Below are 17,004 nucleotides of genomic sequence, written 5' to 3'. Positions count from 1 at the left end.
ATTACTCCGCCGCCTCTTGTCCGCCGCCTTTCGGCTTTTTGACCTTTTTCACCTTTTTGAGCGTGCCGGTTTCGGGCTGCTCGGGTTCAAATTCCACCACGCTTTCGGGGGTGGCGGTGGGTTGGGTCACGGGACGCTCAGGGGCTTTGTCGATCGCGGCCTCTGTGGGGGCGGGGCCGGAGGTGAGGGTCGGGGCAGAGGCACGATGGGCGTCAAAATCTTCGGGCGCCCCCCAAGCGGCCTCGCCAGTGCTCCAGACGAATTCCGGGTTCTTGGCCCGTTTGGCCTCGGCGCGCAGACGGAAATCCTCGGCCGTGCGCGATTGACGGCCCAAAAGCGTCGCCAAGCGCATGATCAGATGATGCGCGATGGCCCAGAACCAAACCCGCAGCGCCAACATCGCAGGTGTGAAAATCAGCGTCAAAACGGTCGCGATGCCAAGGCCAAAGACCACGGCAGTCGCCAGGTTGGTCCAAAACTCTGCTGTCGGCGAATTCATCGAATAGCCGCCGTTGATGAAATCCAAGGAGAGGCCAAACATCATCGGTGTCAGGCCCGCCATGGTGGTGATCGTGGTCAGCAAAACGGGCCGGATGCGGTCTTCGGCGGTGCGCACGATGGCCTCGATCCGGGGCATATAGCGAGAATATTCCTGATAGGTGTCGATCAACACAATGTTGTTGTTCACCACGATCCCCGCCAGCGCCACAACCCCGGTGCCGGTCATGATCATGCCGAATGTCATGTCCATCACCAAAAGCCCGACCAAAACGCCCGCTGTCGACATCACCACCGCCATGAGCACCAGTACGGAGTTATAAAAACTGTTGAACTGGGCCAAAAGGATGATGAACATCAGGGCCAAAGCGGCGCTGAAGCCTTTGATCAAAAATGCTCCGGTTTCCTTTTGCTCTTCATCATCGCCGGTCCATTCCCATGTCACGGAATTGGGCAATATGGCCTCGGTTTCAAGCCATTTTGTAAGGGTTTCGACCCGTTCGGTCGGGGTGATCGCCACGCCATCCTCGCGGGTCAGCTCAGACGCGACCCCCGCTTTGACATCGTAATAGCGTTGCTGATCGACCCGATCAATTTGCGCCAGTTTGGCGACAGGTTGGCGGGTGATGAAATTCGACAAAGGCACAAGCCCATCCATTGTGCGCACTTTGAGCGTGTCCAGGGTGGACAGCACCCGGTCTTGTTCCGGCAGGCGCACGCGAATGTCGATTTCCTCGTCCGAACTGTCGACCCGCATGGTGTCGAGCAACAGCCCCCGCGTCACCAGTTGGATCATGCCACCCACGGTGGCCACATCCGCGCCATAGCGCCCGGCTTTGGCGACATCGACGTCGATCTGCCAATCAATACCGGGCAGGGGGCGGGTGTCTTCAATGTCGGTCAGCGCAGGGGTGGCGTCATATTGGGCGCGCACAAGGGCGGTGGCCGTTTCCAAATCCTCAAAACTGTCGCTCTTGAGGCGCAAATGCACCGGTTTGGCCGAAGCAGGCCCCATCGCCAGATTGAGCGTTTCGGTGTAAATGCCGGGGATCTCGGCCAGCCGGGATTCCAACTGAGCCAAGACATAATCGCCATCATATTCGGGGCGACATGGGTGTCCTCAAAGAACAACCAGCCCTCCTTGGTCTCGGTTGGGCGGTCCTCCCATGGGATCAATTCAACTTGGATTTGCCCGATGGTGTCGCGCGGCGATGACCCGCCGCCGGTGTTGGAATTGAGGCCGCCGGAACCTGCAAAGGCAAAGGCATTGTCGACGCCGGGTTGGGTCAACACCACCTGTTCGGCTTGACGCACCAGCGCGTCTTTTTCCGTGATCGAGAGGTTGCCACGAGCGCGGACATAGATGATCGCCTGTTCGGGTTCTGAGGCAGCGAAAAATTCAATGCCTTTGTTGTGTTTGCCGTAATAGCCAAACACCGAGACCACGCCAAAAATCACCACACCAATCGCCACCAAAGGCATCACCGGGTTGCCGGCAATGGCATGGGTGAAATGGCCAAAGAGGGTGCGTTTGTAGCCAGATTTGACGGTTTTAGCGCTGCGTTCAATCCGGGCCGCTGACAACATGATGCCCGTCAAAGACGCGCCAATGAGGAACAAAGCGCCGCCGACAATCTTTGGCATAATGCCCGACGCCTCCGCGCCCATGAGATACGCGGGGTTCATCAATTGCATCAGGCCCAAGAACACCAGATAGGCCGAGGGCACGACCAAAACCGCGCGCAGCCAATAAGGCGTGGTGGCGCGCAATCCGCGTGAGGCGCGATCAAACAGCCGCGCGATCCGGCCAGACACGCCGCCCATCACAGGCAGGTAAATCAACGCCACAATCAACGAGGCGGAGAGCACAAAGATGATCGTCACCGGCAACATGCCCATGAATTCGCCTGCAACGCCGGGCCAAAACAGCATTGGCAAAAATGCGCAAAGCGTGGTGGCCGTGGAGGACACAATCGGCCAGAACATCCGTTTCGCCGCCTCGACAAAGGCGGCCATCGGGCCGGTCCCTTCGTCCATTTTGCGGTCGGCATATTCGACCACAACAATCGCGCCATCGACCAACATGCCAACGGCCAGAATGAGGCCAAACATCACGATGTTGGAAATGGTGATGCCCATGAGGCCCAACAGGATGAAACACAAGAGAAACGAGGTCGGAATGGCAAAGCCCACCAGCAAAGCCGAGCGGATGCCCAAAGAGGCCAAAACCACGATCATCACCAGCGCCACGGCGGTCAGAACTGAGCCTTCAAGCTGGCTGACCATCGAGGCGACTTGGCGCGATTGATCGTTGGAGGTGCCGACAACCACCGCGTCCTGTAGTGCTTGCGGCCAGGTTTTGAGCTCGTCGGCGACCTCGGATTTGACCAAAGCGACGGTGTCGATGATCGGATAGCCTTTGCGTTTGACGATCTGAAGCGCCACAGTGCTTTCGCCGTTGAACCGCGCAGTGCCGGTCCGATCCTCAAAGGTCAGACGAATGTCGGCCAAATCGCCCAAGGTGACCACGCGGTCGCCGTTGACCTTGACCGGCAGGGCCATGACATCGCGTTGATCTTTGAACGAGGATGGGATTTTGACCGAAAATGTGCCTTGAGCGGTTTCCACTTCGCCCGCCGCCACCAGACGGTTGTTGTTGGTGACGACAGAGATCAATTCGCCCGCCGTGACATTGTAGGATTCAAGGCGCAGCGGGTCGATGATCACCTCGAGCATCTCGTCGCGTTGCCCGGCGAGCTGCGCCTCCAAAATCGGCTCCAAGCCCTCAAGCCGGTCCTGCATCCGTTTGGCATATTGCACCAACGTGCGTTCGGGCACGGGGCCGGTCAGGTTGACGATGAGAATGGGGAATTCGGAAAAGTTGATTTCGGTGATCGAATAATTGTCCGCCCCCGTGGGGAAATTCGCCTGAACCCGACCCATACGATCACGCACATCGGCGATGATTTTGGTTTTGTCCCAACCAAATTCAAACTCCAGCGCGATGCCGCCATAGCCTTCGGCGGCGGTGCCTGACAAGGTTTTGAGGCCGTCGAGATCGGAAAGTTCCGTCTCCATCGGCTTGACCAGAAGTTTTTCGGCGTCTTCGGCGGAAATGCCGGGAAAGGGGACAGAGACGAAAAGGGCGGGGATTTCAATATCCGGTTCGCCCTCTTTCGGCAGGCTGACATAGGCAAATGTCCCCGCGATCAAGGTGAGCGCGATGAAGGCGAGGATCATCCGGGCGCGTTCACCCGCCCAATCAACGAGGCCGGTCATTGGCCGCTCTCCATCTGGGTGTCTGCGTCTGCCGCGGCGGGGTCATCCTCATAATGCGGTTCAACCAAAACCCCGGCTGTGACAAAATCCTGACCGACAACGATGATGTCGACCTCATCGGCCAGACCCGCGACCCAAATGCCCTCAAGCGTGTCGCGCAGCACGGTGACCGGGGCGAATTCGGCGCGACTGTCCGCGCCCACGATCCGCAGCCCGATTTGGCCCTGATCATCCAAGGTCAGCGCCGATTGCGGCACCAGATGCGCGGCCAGACCGGCCGCCGAGATCGCCATTTCAACGGTCTGCCCATCGCGGATGGTGAAATCCGGGTTGGGGATTTCGACCTCAACCCGGAACGTGCGGGTCGACGGATCGGCGGAGCGCGACAAAAACGTGACGCGGCCGGTGACGTCGCGGCCCGAGATCAACCGCGCCCCAGCCAAAGCACCGACTTCAATCGCCGCCACGTCTGCCTCAGGGGCGTAGCCAACCAGTTTGATCGGATCCAGTTGGATCACCGTGGCGCAGGCGGCGCCAGAGGATAAGAATGTGCCAAGCTCGGCGGTGTCACTTTCCAACAGCCCGGCGAAGGGCGCTTTGATGGTGACGTTTTCAATGTCACGGGTGGCAATGGCGACTGCGGCCCGCGCACTTTCGATCCCGGCCTCGGCGGTCAGGATTTGGGTCTCGGAGGCATAGCCCCCTTCGGCCAGTTTGCGGGCATTGGCCAGCGCCACCTCAGCCTGTGCAAACCCGGCCTTGGCTTGGGCCAATGTCGCCTCGCGGGTACCCAGATCAAGCTCGCAAAGCGTTTGGCCGACCTGCACATAGGCCCCTTTGCGCAGCGGGGCGTTGACCACACGACCGGAGGTTTCCGCTGTCACATTGACCTCGCGCGCCGCTTCGGTTTCGCCACGCACGACCACTGCATTTGTCAGGGTCTGCGCGGTGGAGTGGCGCGCGACCACAGACACCGGATGTGCCTCGCCCATGGTTTTTTGCGCCGGCGTTGCAAACTCTGATTCTGCCTGTGCGGTGGTTTCAGTTTGTGCCCCGGTGGCCGTGCTGTCTGTGGCGGCAAAATCGGTCAGCCGATCCCGCTCAAAGACAAAGAAATACAGAGCGACGGTAACAAGCAGGGCGATAACGATGGAAACAATACGCATGTGGGTCTCTGTCTCGGTCTAGGGCGTCCTCTCGTCTCAGAGAGGCGGGGTTTCAGTTTGATATACGGCGTCGTGCACAGGCCGGATCATTCGGCAGCACCTGCGGTGGTCTTTCTGGTGCGTCACGGCTTAATCCGGGTTAATCTTAGAGTTAATGCCATTAACATTGCGGCCAAGATGGGGAGATCACGGGGCAATCACAAGGTCGCGATGGAAAAAAACTTACCTGAATTCGGAAATTTTGCTCCCCTGCAGGCTAAATTCGCTCAGACTGCGCCCCGTTTGCGACAGCGTTGTGACGGATCAGGTGGCTGTGACGAGCCTACCCCAAGCCAGAAAACCGCTCAAGTCTTGCCGGGCCAACAGCCCATGGAGGACGATTTGCCGCGCCGCCGCTTTGCTGGGCGCTGCTCAGGTCTTGGCATTCGGTTTCAGATCGGGGTATGAGGGGACAACAGGTTGAAACATAAATGACCGCAGCCCGTGCTGCGAGATGGGGGCCCCTTGAGCCAAACCGACAGTTTTATCGACGAGGTGACCGAAGAGGTCCGCCGTGACAAATTCTATGCGTTCCTGCGCAGATTTGGCTGGATCGGCATTTTGGCCGTCTGTGTTCTGGTCGGGGGGCGGCGTGGAATGAATACGCCAAATCCCAGGCCCGGACCCAAGCCGAGGCCACGGGCGATGCGTTGACGGCGGCGCTTCAGGGCGCAGATGCCGCAGTTCGGGCGCAGGCCTTGGCTGACATTGGTGGCGAGGGCGATGTCCGGGTGATCACAGCGATGTTGCGCGCAGGCGAATTGCATGCGGCGGGCGATAGCAAAGGGGCGATTGCCGCTTTGGCACCGTTCACCACAGATGCGATGCTGGACCCGGTGTATCGCGATTTGGCCGTGCTCAAAACCGCGATGATCGGTGCGGGCGACATTCCGGCAGAAGAGCGGGTGAGCCAGCTTGCGGGCATTGCGGCCCCCGGTGCGCCCTATCGGCTTTTGGCCGAAGAACAAATTGCCGCGGCTCAGGTCGAAATGGGCCAAGTGGAAGCGGCGATTGATGGTTATCGGGCCATCTCGCAAGATGGTGAGGCAAGTAATGCCTTGCGTCGGCGTGCGCTGCAGATGATTGTGGCGCTTGGAGCAGATCCGGCGGCAGAGTAAGTCCCCGGTGTGCAATAAAGCGCCTTTTGGGGCGTGAGTTTAAGTCGAGTTGAGACAAATGGGAGTGCGGGCATGATCGGTCAGGCAGGGAAAGCGGGGCTCTTTTGTGCCGTGCTGGCACTTACGGCATGTGGGGCAGGGCGCGAAGAGATCCTTTCAGGGCAGCGCCTTGATCCGCGCGAAGGCTTGGTCTTTGGCTCCGTTCAGACCGCGACGGCCAACCAAGTTGAAAAAATCTCCCTTGGCCAACAGGTCAGCCGCGCCGAATGGACCACAACCGGCGCTGGACGGTTGCATGCCTCCGGTCACAATGCCTTTACCTCTGGCACGCCCGCGCTTGCGTGGACCGCGCCGATTGGCCAAGGCAACTCGCGCAAACTGCGCCTCACCGTTGATCCGGTTGCCGCGAACGGTTTGGTTGTGGCGATGGATTCGGCGGCGCAATTGACCGCCGTGTCTGCCGCCTCTGGTGCGCCGGTGTGGTCGGTCGATCTGACGCCCGCGGGCGAGAAACCCGGCAAGGCCTCTGGCGGAGCTTTGGCGATTGAGGGTTCGACCGTTTACGCCACCATCGGTTACGGCGACCTGATCGCTTTGGATTTGACCACCGGCGCGATCAAATGGCGGCAATCCTTGGATGCCGTGGGGGCCTCTGGTCTCGCGGTCTATGATGGTTTGGTCTATGTGGTTGCGGGCGATGGCCAGGGCTGGGCGGTGAAAACCTCCGATGGTCGGGTCAAATGGCAAATCAGCGGCCCCGAAACCGTGACCTCGCGCGTCGGCGCCGCCTCCCCGGTTGTCACCGACCGTATGGTGGTCTTCCCCTTTGCCTCCGGCGATCTCTACGGCGCGTTCCGCAAAGGTGGCATCCGCATGTGGTCCGCCTCTCTGGCTGGCCAACGCAAAGGCGTGGTCTACGCCAATATCTCTGACATCACATCCGATCCTGTGGTCGTTGGCCCGACGATGTATGTCGGCAACCAAGCCGGGCGCTATGCCGCTTTTGACGTCGAAACCGGCGCGCGCAAATGGACGGCGGATGAGGGGGCCTATAGCCCGGCCACGGTGATCGGTGGATCGGTGTTTATCGTCACCGATCGCAACGCTTTGGTTCGGCTCTCGGCCTCTACAGGCGCGCGGGTCTGGTCGGTGCAATTGCCGTTTTTCACCACGGATAAAGAACGCAAACGCAAAGATGTCTTTGCCCATTACGGGCCTGTGGCGGCGGGTGGCAAGCTTTGGGTTGCCTCCAATGACGCGGTGCTGCGGGGCTTTGATCCGGCCTCCGGCGCACTGGTCGCCTCTGTCGCCTTGCCGAAAGGCGCGGCCTCCGATCCGATCGTGGTGGGGGCGTGATGTATGTGCTGCTTGAGGACGGCAACCTGGCCGCACTGCGTTAAGGCCTTTACCGCGCCCCCGGTTTGGGTGTATCGGGGCCGCTAAAGCGTGCGGCCTTTGACCTGTTTCGGGGAAAAGGCGGTGCGCAGCGCAACATCTCAGCGTGTCGCACCTTTCGCCAAGAACCCCGTGTCTCAGGTGTGTGGCGGACCGTTTTAGACTATGACCCGGAGCTATCCTCATGAGTTTTTCGCTTGCCATCGTTGGCCGTCCCAATGTGGGCAAATCGACCCTGTTCAACCGTCTGGTTGGGCGGCGTTTGGCGCTTGTGGATGACCAGCCGGGGGTGACCCGTGACCTGCGCGAAGGCGAGGCGCGCCTGATTGATCTGCGCTTTACCGTGATTGACACCGCCGGGCTTGAGGAAGCCACTGATGAATCGCTTCAGGGTCGGATGCGCAAGCTCACCGAGCGTGCGGTCGATATGGCCGACATTTGCCTGTTTATGATTGACGCCCGCGTGGGCATTTTGCCCGCTGACGAAATTTTTGCCGAAATCCTGCGCAAACGCGCCAAACATGTGATTTTGGCGGCCAATAAGGCCGAGGGAAAGGCCGGTGAAGGCGGGCTTTTGGAGGCCTATGCTTTGGGTCTGGGCGAGCCTTTGCGCCTCTCTGCCGAACATGGCGAGGGCATGCATGAGCTGTATGACGCGCTGTTGCCGCTCTCGAAAGAATTCGACGAACGCGCGGCCTCCGAGGCGCCTGTGACCGATATTGAACTGTCCGAGGAAGAAGCCGCGCTTGGCGAGGATTTCGAAGAGGGCGATGAGGCCGGATTTTCGCGCGACTTCACCCTTGATAAGCCGCTGCAAATCGCCGTTGTTGGTCGTCCGAACGCCGGGAAATCCACGCTGATCAATAAGTTGCTCGGTGAAGAGCGGCTTTTGACCGGGCCAGAAGCGGGCATCACCCGCGACAGTATTTCTGTGACGATGACGTGGAACGAGACGCCCGTGCGGGTGTTTGACACGGCGGGGATGCGCAAAAAGGCCAAGGTTCAGGAAAAGCTTGAGAAACTCTCGGTCTCTGACGGGCTGCGCGCGGTGAAATTCGCCGAAGTGGTCGTCGTGTTGCTCGATGTGTCGATCCCGTTTGAACAACAAGACCTGCGCATTGCCGATCTCGCGGAACGCGAAGGCCGCGCGGTGGTGATCGCCGTCAACAAATGGGACGAAGAGACCGATAAATCCAACAAAGCCAAGGCGTTGCGTGAAGAGTTCACCCGGCTTTTGCCACAGTTGCGCGGCGCGCAATTGGTGACGGTGTCGGCGCTGACCGGTAAGAATCTGGACAAGCTGCAAGAGGCGATTTTGAATGCGCATGCGGTGTGGAACCGTCGTGTCTCCACCGCCAAGCTCAACAATTGGCTGGGCGCGATGACCACGGCACACCCGCCGCCCGCGCCCGGTGGCCGCCGGATCAAGCTGCGCTACATGACCCAAGTCAAAGCCCGCCCGCCGCAATTCGTGGTGATGTGCAGCCATCCCGAGGAATTGAACGACAGCTATAAACGCTATCTGATCAATGGTTTGCGTGAAGATTTTGATATGCCCGGCACGCCGATCCGGCTGTTTTTCCGCTCACAAGGCGACAAGAACCCGTTCAAGAACAAAACCAAATCCATGCCCTCGCGCCTGCGCAAGCACCTCGGAAAAGACCGTGCCGACGCGCCAAAGGTCCAAAAACAGCGCCCGCCAAAACGCTGAGGCGATATCAAGCAATCAAAAAGCGGTGCCAGATGCAAATCCGGCACCGCTTTTTTTCGGCATGCTGTAGGGCGATCCAGTGTCAGAGGTCTAGATCAACCCAGATCGGCACATGGTCCGAGGGCTTGGCTTTGGCGCGGGTATAGGCATCAATCTGGCAATCGCGCAGCAGGTCGGCGGCTTGCGGCGAGAGCAGGAAATGGTCGATGCGGATGCCATCGTTTTTGTCAAACGCGCCACCTTGGTAGTCCCAGAATGTGTAGGTCTCAGGCGCGTTGTTTTTGACCCGCAGCGCATCGGTAAAGCCAAGGTTCATCAAGCGGCGAAAGGCGGCACGGGAGTCGAGGCGAAACAGCGCATCGTCTTTCCACGCCTCGGGGCGTTTCGCGTCCTCGGGCTGCGGGATCAGGTTGAAGTCGCCCGCCATGAGAAACGGCTGTTCCTCGCGCATCAATTCACACGCGCGGGCTTCAAGCCGGTCGAACCATTTCAGTTTAAAGTCATATTTTGAACCGGGCACAGGCGTGCCCTCAGGCGTGAGATCGACCGGATTGCCGTTGGGCAGGTAGAGGCCGCAAATGCGGATCGCCTGGGTGTCACCGACCACCGTGGCCTCGATATAGCGCGCCTCGATGTCGTCTTCGCCGTCGCGGCCCGCACCTGTCGCACCCGGCAAGCCACGGCTGACGTCTTCGAGCGGTAATTTGGACAGGAGCGCCACGCCATTGAAGGATTTTTGGCCATGGGTTTCAACGTTATAGCCCATGTCCTCAAAGAGGTCGCGGGGGAAGTTTTCGTCGACCGATTTGATCTCTTGCAAGATCGCCACATCGGGTTCGGCCTCTTTCAGCCACTCTTGCAACGCCTCGACGCGGGCTTTGATGCCGTTGATGTTGAAACTGGCGATTTTCATGTGCGTCTCCTCGTCTTTGACTCTTTGTATGGCGAAGGGCGCGGAAGGGAAAGGCGGGATCAGCTCCGATCTGCGATTGCGCGACCACAGGCGGCCGCAGAGGCCCAGGCCCATTGGAAATTGTAACCGCCAAGCCAGCCGGTGACATCGACGACTTCGCCGATAAAATAAAGCCCCGGCACGGATTTGGCCTCCATGGTTTTGGACGAGAGCGCGTCTGTGTCAACGCCGCCCAACGTGACCTCGGCGGTGCGGTAGCCCTCCGAGCCGGTGGGGTTGAGGGGCAGGGCGTGGATCAGGTCGGCCAAAGCGCGCAGTTTGGCGTCGGATTGATCGGCGAGATTGCCCGTGAGGTTCCATTTTTGCGCCAGAGCGGCGGCCAGTTTGGCCGGGAACAACAGCGAGAGGGCCGTGTGCATGTGGCGGCGGCCATTCTCGGCGCGCGCGGCTTTTAGGGCGTCAAAGGCGGCACGGGCGGGCAGGAGATCGACGCGGATCTCTTCGCCTTCGCGCCAATAATTCGACACCTGTAGCACCGCTGGCCCTGAGAGGCCGCGATGGGTGAACAGGAGAGCCTCGTCAAAAGATGTGCCGCCCGCTCCGACACGCGCGTCAAGCGCTGTGCCAGCCAAGGGCACGATCCAGTCCAAATCTTGCGGACCGAACGTGAGGGGCACCAAGCCGGGGCGGGTCTCAATGAGCGGCACATTGAATTGTGTGGCAATCTGATAGCCCAACCCGGTCGCCCCCATTTTGGGAATGGATTTGCCGCCTGAAGCGATCACAAGGTGACGCGCATGGACCGGGCGGCCCGAGAGCGTGACGCGAAACCCTGTGTCGTCTGTACCATCACGGACGACCTCGTCCACGGTGGTGGACAGGCGCAGCTCGGCGGCGCGGGCCTCATGCAGAAGCATGTCCACAATGGCGGCGGATTTGCCATCGCAAAACAACTGGCCAAGGGTCTTTTCATGCCAGGTGATGCCATGCTGGGCCAAAAGGTCGATGAAATCCCATTGAGTGTAGCGCGCCAAAGCCGATTTGGCGAAATGCGGGTTTTGCGACAGGTAATTGTCCGGCCCTGCGTCCAAATTGGTGAAATTACAGCGTCCGCCGCCAGAAATCCGCACCTTTTCCGCCGGGCGTTTGGCGTGATCCACGACCAAAACCCGCGCGCCTTTGGCGGCTGCAAATTTGGCGCAAAACAACCCTGCTGCGCCTGCGCCGATGATGATCGTGTCAAACTGTTCCATGGCCGGCTCCTTGGCGTGGTTTGAACAGGCAGAGATGGGTTTGGCAAGACAATGAGGGACATTTACCAAGACTTAAAACCCATGAGCTATATCTGTTGCAACGTTTCATCGGGGTATGACAATGGCGGTTATTGCCGTTTGGGATCTTCAGGACATTTCCTTTACCGGAACGCCGTTTCATTCCAATGCAACGGCGGATTTAAGCGATGTTGGTACAAGTTTTGTCATCGGGTCCGGTCCACAGCATCTTGAGGTCACGGATGATGAGGGGATTTTCGAAGACGCTGATTCCTCTCAGGATCTAACCAATTCAACGACGTTGGGCGGGACGACCTTTGCCGCGGGCACAGGAGTTGAGAATGAATATTCCTATATCGTGCGCCCGGTTGGTGGCGCAACGGATGGGTCCGAAGATGTCACCATCTATGCCTTTGAAGTGTCGGGCGATGTTTTGGGTATGGCCTCTGACGGTTATCTTACGCCCGGCGTCACCTATGAAATCATCGCCCGCGACAGCAGTGATCCACAGGTGGCCTATGCAGATATGTTTGTGTGTTTTGGCGCCGGAATGCGCATTCAAACCCCGGATGGGCCCCGCCGGGTTGAAACCTTGCGTGTGGGAGACCGCGTGATGACGCGCGATCATGGACCCCGGCCGATCCTATGGCGCGGGGCCTCTGTGGTGCCGGGGCGGGGATCACAGGCCGCCATTTGCTTTGGACCGCAGGCCCGTCTTGCGTTGGGGGCGTCTGCGGGGGGCGAGCTGCCGGATGGTGGGTTGATCACCAGTCCCCACCATCGCATGTTTTGGACGGATGCCGATCTTGGTCCCCGGCTTGTCCCGGCCAAGGCCTTTGTCGGATGGAAAGATGTCCGGCGGTTACCGCGTGCGCGTCAGACCTATGTCCATTTGCTGTTGGAGCGCCATGTTTTGTTGCGGGCTGAGGGGTTTTGGTGCGAAAGCTTCAATCCGGGGCCGCAAGCCCTTCGGCAATTGTCACCAAATCAGCGCGCCGAGGTGATGGCTCTGTGCCCGCGGGCGCGTGTCTCGCGGGCCTTTCGCGATCTTTTCCCGGTTGAGCGGGTCGGCCCGTTTCGGCGTCGTCTCGGCCTTGCGCCGCTTAGATCGCATGCGGGCGCTGAGCATTCGGTGCATAGACCCGAGGGCACACAAAAACAGGCCCCGCATGATGCGAGGCCTGTCGTCTGAGCCCTGGGAGGGGGCGAATTAACCTTGGTTGAAGTCGTTGATCGTGGCTGTGGCCACAGGGGCCATGCCATCGACACTCAGCACAACCAGGGCTTTTTGCGCCACGTTTGGCTGAAGCTGGACTTTCACGTTCTCATTGGCCCCGGCATGGATCATTTCAGAGCCAAGAAGCGCGCCTTGGGTGCCGTCAGTGAAGTCATAGATTGACACGGTGCCGCCATCATCGGCGCGTACAAGGTCCAGATTGATAACGGAGTTCGTATGTTCGTATGTGCCGGGGACGATGTAATTGTAGGACATGTCGGCAGCAAATGCGGCGGTGCCGGAGGCCACAGCGATGAGGGAGGCGGCGGCGATGGTTTTGAGGGAATTAAAGGTCATTGTCTTATCCTTTTCTAATCGTGTTTTACGAGCGGCGGATAACTGACAGGGTGTATTCCGTCGTTGTGATAGACAGGTAGGAGTGCCGTCCCGAGATGTTAAGGGGTTGAAAGATCACAAGAAACGGAGCGGGTTGTGAGGCAGCGTGTGCGCAGAAATTAGCTCAAATGCAAAACGCCCCACGTTTGAGCGCAGGGCGTTTGGTCAGATCAAAAAGCTGGTTTGGATAGCGGATTACATCGAAAACGATGTGCCACAGCCACAGGACGAGGTCGCATTGGGGTTCTCAATCACGAATCGCGCGCCGATCAGCTCTTCGGTGAAATCAATCACGGCGTTTTCCAAAAACGGCAAAGACACCGGATCAATCACCACCGTGCCGCCAGTGCCGGACAACACAATGTCGTCGCTCGCAGGCTCGTCCAGCGTGATGTCATATTGAAAGCCTGAACAGCCGCCCCCTCAACCGCGACCCGCAACGCCTTGGCCTCGCCTGTCGCCGCATTGATCTCAGAGAGGCGTTCATAAGCGCGGGCGGTCACTTTGGGCGGCAGGGTGAGGGACATGATGCAACCTTTTGGTCTAAAGCGGCGGGAATTCACCGAATTTCAGCGATTTAAAGCAGAAACAAGGGAGAACCCTGTGTCATCTGTTTGTCGTGGGGCTTGTCTCTTAATATAAGTGTGAAAAAGATCATCGACAAGGACGTGGCGCAAGATGTGCGGTGCGCAGCCGGTCGATCCGGTCACGAATACAGGACAGGCAGATGTTGAAACCCTATGCAAGCCAACCGTTTGAAACGCGCGGGCGGCTTTTCCCGGAAAAACTTTCGACCTTTCGCTCGCCGTTTCAACGCGACCGGGATCGGATCATTCACTCCTCGGCCTTTCGCCGTTTGAAACACAAGACCCAAGTCTTTGTCGAACATGAGGGCGATTATTACCGCACGCGCCTGACCCATTCGATCGAAGTGGCGCAGGTGGCGCGCACGCTTGCGGGGGCTTTGGGGTTGAACGAGGGGCTGGCGGAGGCGGTGGCGCTGGCGCATGATCTGGGCCATTCGCCGTTTGGTCACACCGGCGAAGATGCGCTTGAACTGTTGATGGCACCTTATGGCGGTTTTGATCACAACGCACAGGCGCTGCGGATTGTCACCAAGCTGGAAAAACATTACGCCGATTTTGACGGGCTGAACCTGACATGGGAAAGCCTAGAGGGGCTGGCCAAACACAATGGTCCGGTGATGGGGCCGCATGCCGACCCGAAAAAACACCCGGAAGGTGCGCCACTGCCCTATGCGCTCAAAGAGGTGAACGATCAGTTCGATCTTGAGCTCTACACCTTTGCCAGTGCCGAGGCACAGGTGGCAGCGATTGCCGATGATGTGGCTTACAACCACCACGATCTGCATGACGGCTTGCGCGCGGGGTTGTTTACCGCCGCCGATTTGATGGAATTGCCGCTGACAGGCCCGGCTTACGCGGAGGTTGATCGCGACTATCCCGGCCTTGATCCGCATCGGCGCGATCACGAGGCGCTGCGGCGGATTTTTGGCTATATGGTCGAGGATGTCATCACGATCGCCACCAACCGTTTGGACAGTGCCAAGCCCGAAACGGCACAGGATATTCGCGATATGGACCGCACCATCATTCGTTTTTCCAAACCATTCTTTCAAAACCTCAAAGCGATTAAATCTTTTTTATTCAAGCGAATGTACCGCGCACCTACCGTGATCAAAGAGCGCGAGCGCGTGACGCATATGGTCAATACGTTGTTTCCCCTGTTCATGAAACAGCCCGAGCTGTTGCCGGAAGAATGGCGGCATGAGGTCAACTTGGCCCAAGGCGACACGGAACTGGCGCGGATCGTTTTGGATTATGTGGCCGGGATGACCGATCGCTTTGCCATTCAGGAATTTGAGCGGCTTTGCTCCTAAGTCATTGACGACAGATCACACTGAGGAAGGACCATCATGGCCACGGAGACGATGACAGGGATGAACCCGGTGGAAGCCTTTGCACTGGTCGGCGTGTTGGGCGTCGGCGCGCAATGGCTGGCGTGGCGATTAAAGCTCCCGGCGATTGTTTTGATGCTGGCGGCGGGGCTGATTGTGGGGCCGGGATTGGGGCTTTTACAGCCTGCGCGCGACATTGGCCCGGTGGTACAGCCGCTGATTTCACTGGCGGTGGCGGTGATCCTGTTTGAGGGCGGGCTGACGCTGGATCTGCACAAATTGGGCGATGCCAAGCGCGGCGTGTTCCGGCTTGTGGTCGTGGGGGCGCCTTTGGGCTGGGCGTTGTCGGCTTCGGCGCTGCACTGGGGGGCTGGGCTGGGCTGGGAGGCCTCGGCGGTGTTTGGCGGCATCATGGTGGTCACCGGGCCTACCGTGATCGCGCCTTTGCTCAGGCAGGCGAAGCTCCAACGCCGTCCCGCGAACCTGTTGCAATGGGAGGCCATCGTCAACGATCCGGTCGGGGCTTTGGCCGCTGTGCTGGCGTTTGAATTCGTGCTTGTGGGCCGCGAGGCCGAAAGCCTGCCTGCTGCGCTTTTGCAATTGGGCTTTGGGATTCTGGTGGCCGGGGGGTTGGGTTATTGGTTGGACTGGCGGTGTCCTACACGTTTAGGCGCGCCTACGTACCGGAATATATGAAGGTTCCGGTGCTGTTCGTGACCCTGCTGGCCACCTTCGCCGTGCCCGATCTGATGTTGCATGAAAGCGGGCTTTTGGCCGTGACCGTGATGGGATTGGTGATTGCCAATGCCGATTTACCCTCCTTTGACGAGCTGCGCCGCTTCAAAGAACACGCCACGATCCTGTTGGTCTCGGGGGTCTTCATCCTCTTGGCGGCCTCAATGGATTTTGCCTCTCTGGGTCAATTGACATGGCGCGCCGGGCTGTTTGTGGCCCTTGTGATCCTTGTGGCACGGCCTGTGACCGTTCTGGTTGCTTTGATCGGGACCAAATTGCCGCGCAATGAAAAGCTTTTGATTGCCTTTACGGGCCCACGCGGCGTGGTTTTGGTCGCCGTGGCGGGGTTGTTTGGCGAACGTTTGGCCGCCGCCGGCGTTGAGGGCGCGGGCGTGATCGGCCCTCTGGCCTTTGTTTTGGTTTTGGTCACGGTGGTGCTGCATGGGTTCACGCTGGCACCTTTTGCGCGTGCGCTTGGGCTGGCCTCGACCGGCAAGCCGGGGGTGTTGATCCTGGGCGGATCGCGTTTCACCACCTCCTTGGCCGAGGCGCTCAAACGCGAAGAGATCCCAGTGCTGATTGCCGATCCAAACCACGCACGGCTTGTGCGCCCGCGCGCGGCGAATGTGCCGGTGTTTTATGGCGATATTTTGGGCGAGGCGGCCGAAGACAGTCTTGAAATTCTGTCCTATGACACGCTGATCGCCGCCTCCGACAATGACGCCTATAACACTTTGGTTGCGACTGATTTTGGCTCGGAATATGGCCGCGAAAACGTCTGGCAACTGGCTCGTGTGAAAGAGGGCAAAGCGCGGCACAGCTTGCCGACGCAATTGGGCGGGCGGCCCTTTGGGCTGGGCAAAACCTTTGGTGATCTGGATACGTTGATGCAAAGTGGTTGGCGGGTGTCGGTGACGACATTGAGCGAGGATTACGATTTCGAGACGTGGAAAGCCGATCGCAAAGGCGCGCTTTTGCTCGGTCGTTTGAAAGAAGACGGGACGTTTCGGCGGTTGCTGTCGGAGGACGCAGATATCCTGTTTCCGTTGCGGGCAGAGGCGGAGATTGACGCGTTGCCCGAAGAGCAGCGCGAGAGCGCGCGCGCGGCGCTCAAACGCCGTATGACCGAGGCGCGCGAGGCCGCGTCGCGGGCGCGTGTGGCCGCCGGGGCACGTCTTGTCGCCTTGGTGCCGCCCGAGGCCACCACGCCCACCGCGCCGGAGATCGAAACCGTGAAAACAGTCGAAAAACCGACAGCGGCGCGTGCAAATGCGGCCAAAACAGCCGCGAAAGCGCCACCAAAACCCGCATAGCGCTGTGCATGGTGGGTCAATGCCGTTGACGCGCCG

Annotated in this window: 12 protein-coding genes and 2 pseudogenes; 8 read left to right on the top strand and 6 right to left on the bottom strand. The window is 59.4% G+C overall.

Annotated elements, in window-relative coordinates; genetic code table 11:
- Position 1: 1 nt before the first annotated feature.
- Positions 2–3,777, bottom strand: a pseudogene (locus DA792_RS08970) (efflux RND transporter permease subunit).
- The gene (locus tag DA792_RS08965) at positions 3,774–4,943 is read right to left on the bottom strand and encodes an efflux RND transporter periplasmic adaptor subunit (protein WP_107719643.1); all 1,170 of its coding nucleotides are present in this window, start codon (positions 4,941–4,943) and stop codon (positions 3,774–3,776) included. The pseudogene DA792_RS08970 and the gene DA792_RS08965 overlap by 4 nt, the downstream one beginning before the upstream one ends.
- Before the next feature lie 504 nt (positions 4,944–5,447).
- On the opposite strand from DA792_RS08965, the gene DA792_RS08960 reads away from it, so the two are divergent.
- The 4 genes from DA792_RS08960 (at position 5,448) to der (ending at position 9,206) form a co-directional block, all read left to right on the top strand.
- Positions 5,448–5,636, top strand: coding sequence for a hypothetical protein (locus DA792_RS08960; RefSeq protein WP_159075214.1), 189 nt, complete (start codon positions 5,448–5,450; stop codon positions 5,634–5,636).
- Entirely contained in the window at positions 5,633–6,100 is a 468-nt protein-coding gene (locus tag DA792_RS08955; protein ID WP_107719641.1) for a hypothetical protein, read from the top strand. Before DA792_RS08960 ends, DA792_RS08955 begins: the two co-directional genes overlap by 4 nt.
- A gap of 72 nt (positions 6,101–6,172) precedes the next feature.
- Entirely contained in the window at positions 6,173–7,456 is a 1,284-nt protein-coding gene (locus DA792_RS08950) for a PQQ-like beta-propeller repeat protein (protein ID WP_107719640.1), read from the top strand.
- A gap of 223 nt (positions 7,457–7,679) precedes the next feature.
- A complete protein-coding gene (der, locus tag DA792_RS08945) occupies positions 7,680–9,206 on the top strand; it encodes a ribosome biogenesis GTPase Der (RefSeq protein WP_107719639.1) in 1,527 nt (508 codons plus the stop codon).
- An 82-nt stretch (positions 9,207–9,288) separates the two neighbouring features.
- On the opposite strand, the gene xth is transcribed toward der, so the two are convergent.
- Both xth and DA792_RS08935 read right to left on the bottom strand, forming a co-directional pair.
- Entirely contained in the window at positions 9,289–10,119 is an 831-nt protein-coding gene (xth, locus tag DA792_RS08940) for an exodeoxyribonuclease III (protein WP_107719638.1), read from the bottom strand.
- A gap of 59 nt (positions 10,120–10,178) precedes the next feature.
- Entirely contained in the window at positions 10,179–11,372 is a 1,194-nt protein-coding gene (locus DA792_RS08935) for an NAD(P)/FAD-dependent oxidoreductase (RefSeq protein WP_107719637.1), read from the bottom strand.
- Positions 11,373–11,493: 121 nt separating this feature from the next.
- Between DA792_RS08935 and DA792_RS08930 the strand changes: the two genes are divergently transcribed.
- Positions 11,494–12,582 (top strand): Hint domain-containing protein, encoded by a 1,089-nt coding sequence (locus tag DA792_RS08930; protein ID WP_159075213.1) that lies wholly within the window; start codon positions 11,494–11,496, stop codon positions 12,580–12,582.
- A gap of 18 nt (positions 12,583–12,600) precedes the next feature.
- Here the strand turns inward: DA792_RS08930 and DA792_RS08925 are convergent, their stop codons facing one another.
- Positions 12,601–12,963: a hypothetical protein gene (locus DA792_RS08925; RefSeq protein ID WP_107719635.1), complete on the bottom strand. Its 363-nt coding sequence runs from the start codon at positions 12,961–12,963 to the stop codon at positions 12,601–12,603.
- 234 nt (positions 12,964–13,197) lie between these two features.
- A pseudogene (locus DA792_RS08920) lies at positions 13,198–13,529 on the bottom strand (HesB/IscA family protein).
- Between the two features lie 200 nt (positions 13,530–13,729).
- Between DA792_RS08920 and DA792_RS08915 the strand changes: the two are divergent.
- Genes DA792_RS08915 through DA792_RS08910 form a run of 3 tightly spaced genes read left to right on the top strand, consistent with a single transcriptional unit; the run spans position 13,730 to position 16,968 of the window.
- Positions 13,730–14,902 (top strand): deoxyguanosinetriphosphate triphosphohydrolase, encoded by a 1,173-nt coding sequence (locus DA792_RS08915; protein ID WP_107719634.1) that lies wholly within the window; start codon positions 13,730–13,732, stop codon positions 14,900–14,902.
- A 36-nt stretch (positions 14,903–14,938) separates the two neighbouring features.
- Positions 14,939–15,616, top strand: a complete 678-nt coding sequence (locus tag DA792_RS23455; protein WP_439099388.1) for a cation:proton antiporter domain-containing protein — start codon at positions 14,939–14,941, stop codon at positions 15,614–15,616.
- On the top strand, positions 15,574–16,968 hold the full coding sequence (locus tag DA792_RS08910) for a cation:proton antiporter domain-containing protein (protein ID WP_439099387.1): 1,395 nt from the start codon (positions 15,574–15,576) through the stop codon (positions 16,966–16,968). Before DA792_RS23455 ends, DA792_RS08910 begins: the two co-directional genes overlap by 43 nt.
- The last annotated feature ends 36 nt before the right edge of the window (positions 16,969–17,004 follow it).

The sequence above is a fragment of the Celeribacter baekdonensis genome, from assembly GCF_003047105.1.
GTDB classification, from domain to species: Bacteria; Pseudomonadota; Alphaproteobacteria; order Rhodobacterales; family Rhodobacteraceae; genus Celeribacter; species Celeribacter baekdonensis_B.
Note: the sequence above shows the minus strand (reverse complement) of the source record. Positions and strands in the feature narration are given on the sequence as shown.

Excerpts from the sequence above, each read along its gene's own strand:
- DA792_RS08930 (WP_159075213.1), top strand. The coding sequence starts at position 11,494 with ATGGCGGTTATTGCCGTTTGGGATCTTCAGGACATTTCCTTTACCGGA.
- DA792_RS08915 (WP_107719634.1), top strand. The coding sequence starts at position 13,730 with ATGTTGAAACCCTATGCAAGCCAACCGTTTGAAACGCGCGGGCGGCTT.
- der (WP_107719639.1), top strand. The coding sequence starts at position 7,680 with ATGAGTTTTTCGCTTGCCATCGTTGGCCGTCCCAATGTGGGCAAATCG.
- DA792_RS08935 (WP_107719637.1), bottom strand. The coding sequence starts at position 11,372 with ATGGAACAGTTTGACACGATCATCATCGGCGCAGGCGCAGCAGGGTTG.
- DA792_RS08950 (WP_107719640.1), top strand. The coding sequence starts at position 6,173 with ATGATCGGTCAGGCAGGGAAAGCGGGGCTCTTTTGTGCCGTGCTGGCA.
- DA792_RS08925 (WP_107719635.1), bottom strand. The coding sequence starts at position 12,963 with ATGACCTTTAATTCCCTCAAAACCATCGCCGCCGCCTCCCTCATCGCT.
- xth (WP_107719638.1), bottom strand. The coding sequence starts at position 10,119 with ATGAAAATCGCCAGTTTCAACATCAACGGCATCAAAGCCCGCGTCGAG.
- DA792_RS08965 (WP_107719643.1), bottom strand. The coding sequence starts at position 4,943 with ATGCGTATTGTTTCCATCGTTATCGCCCTGCTTGTTACCGTCGCTCTG.
- DA792_RS23455 (WP_439099388.1), top strand. The coding sequence starts at position 14,939 with ATGGCCACGGAGACGATGACAGGGATGAACCCGGTGGAAGCCTTTGCA.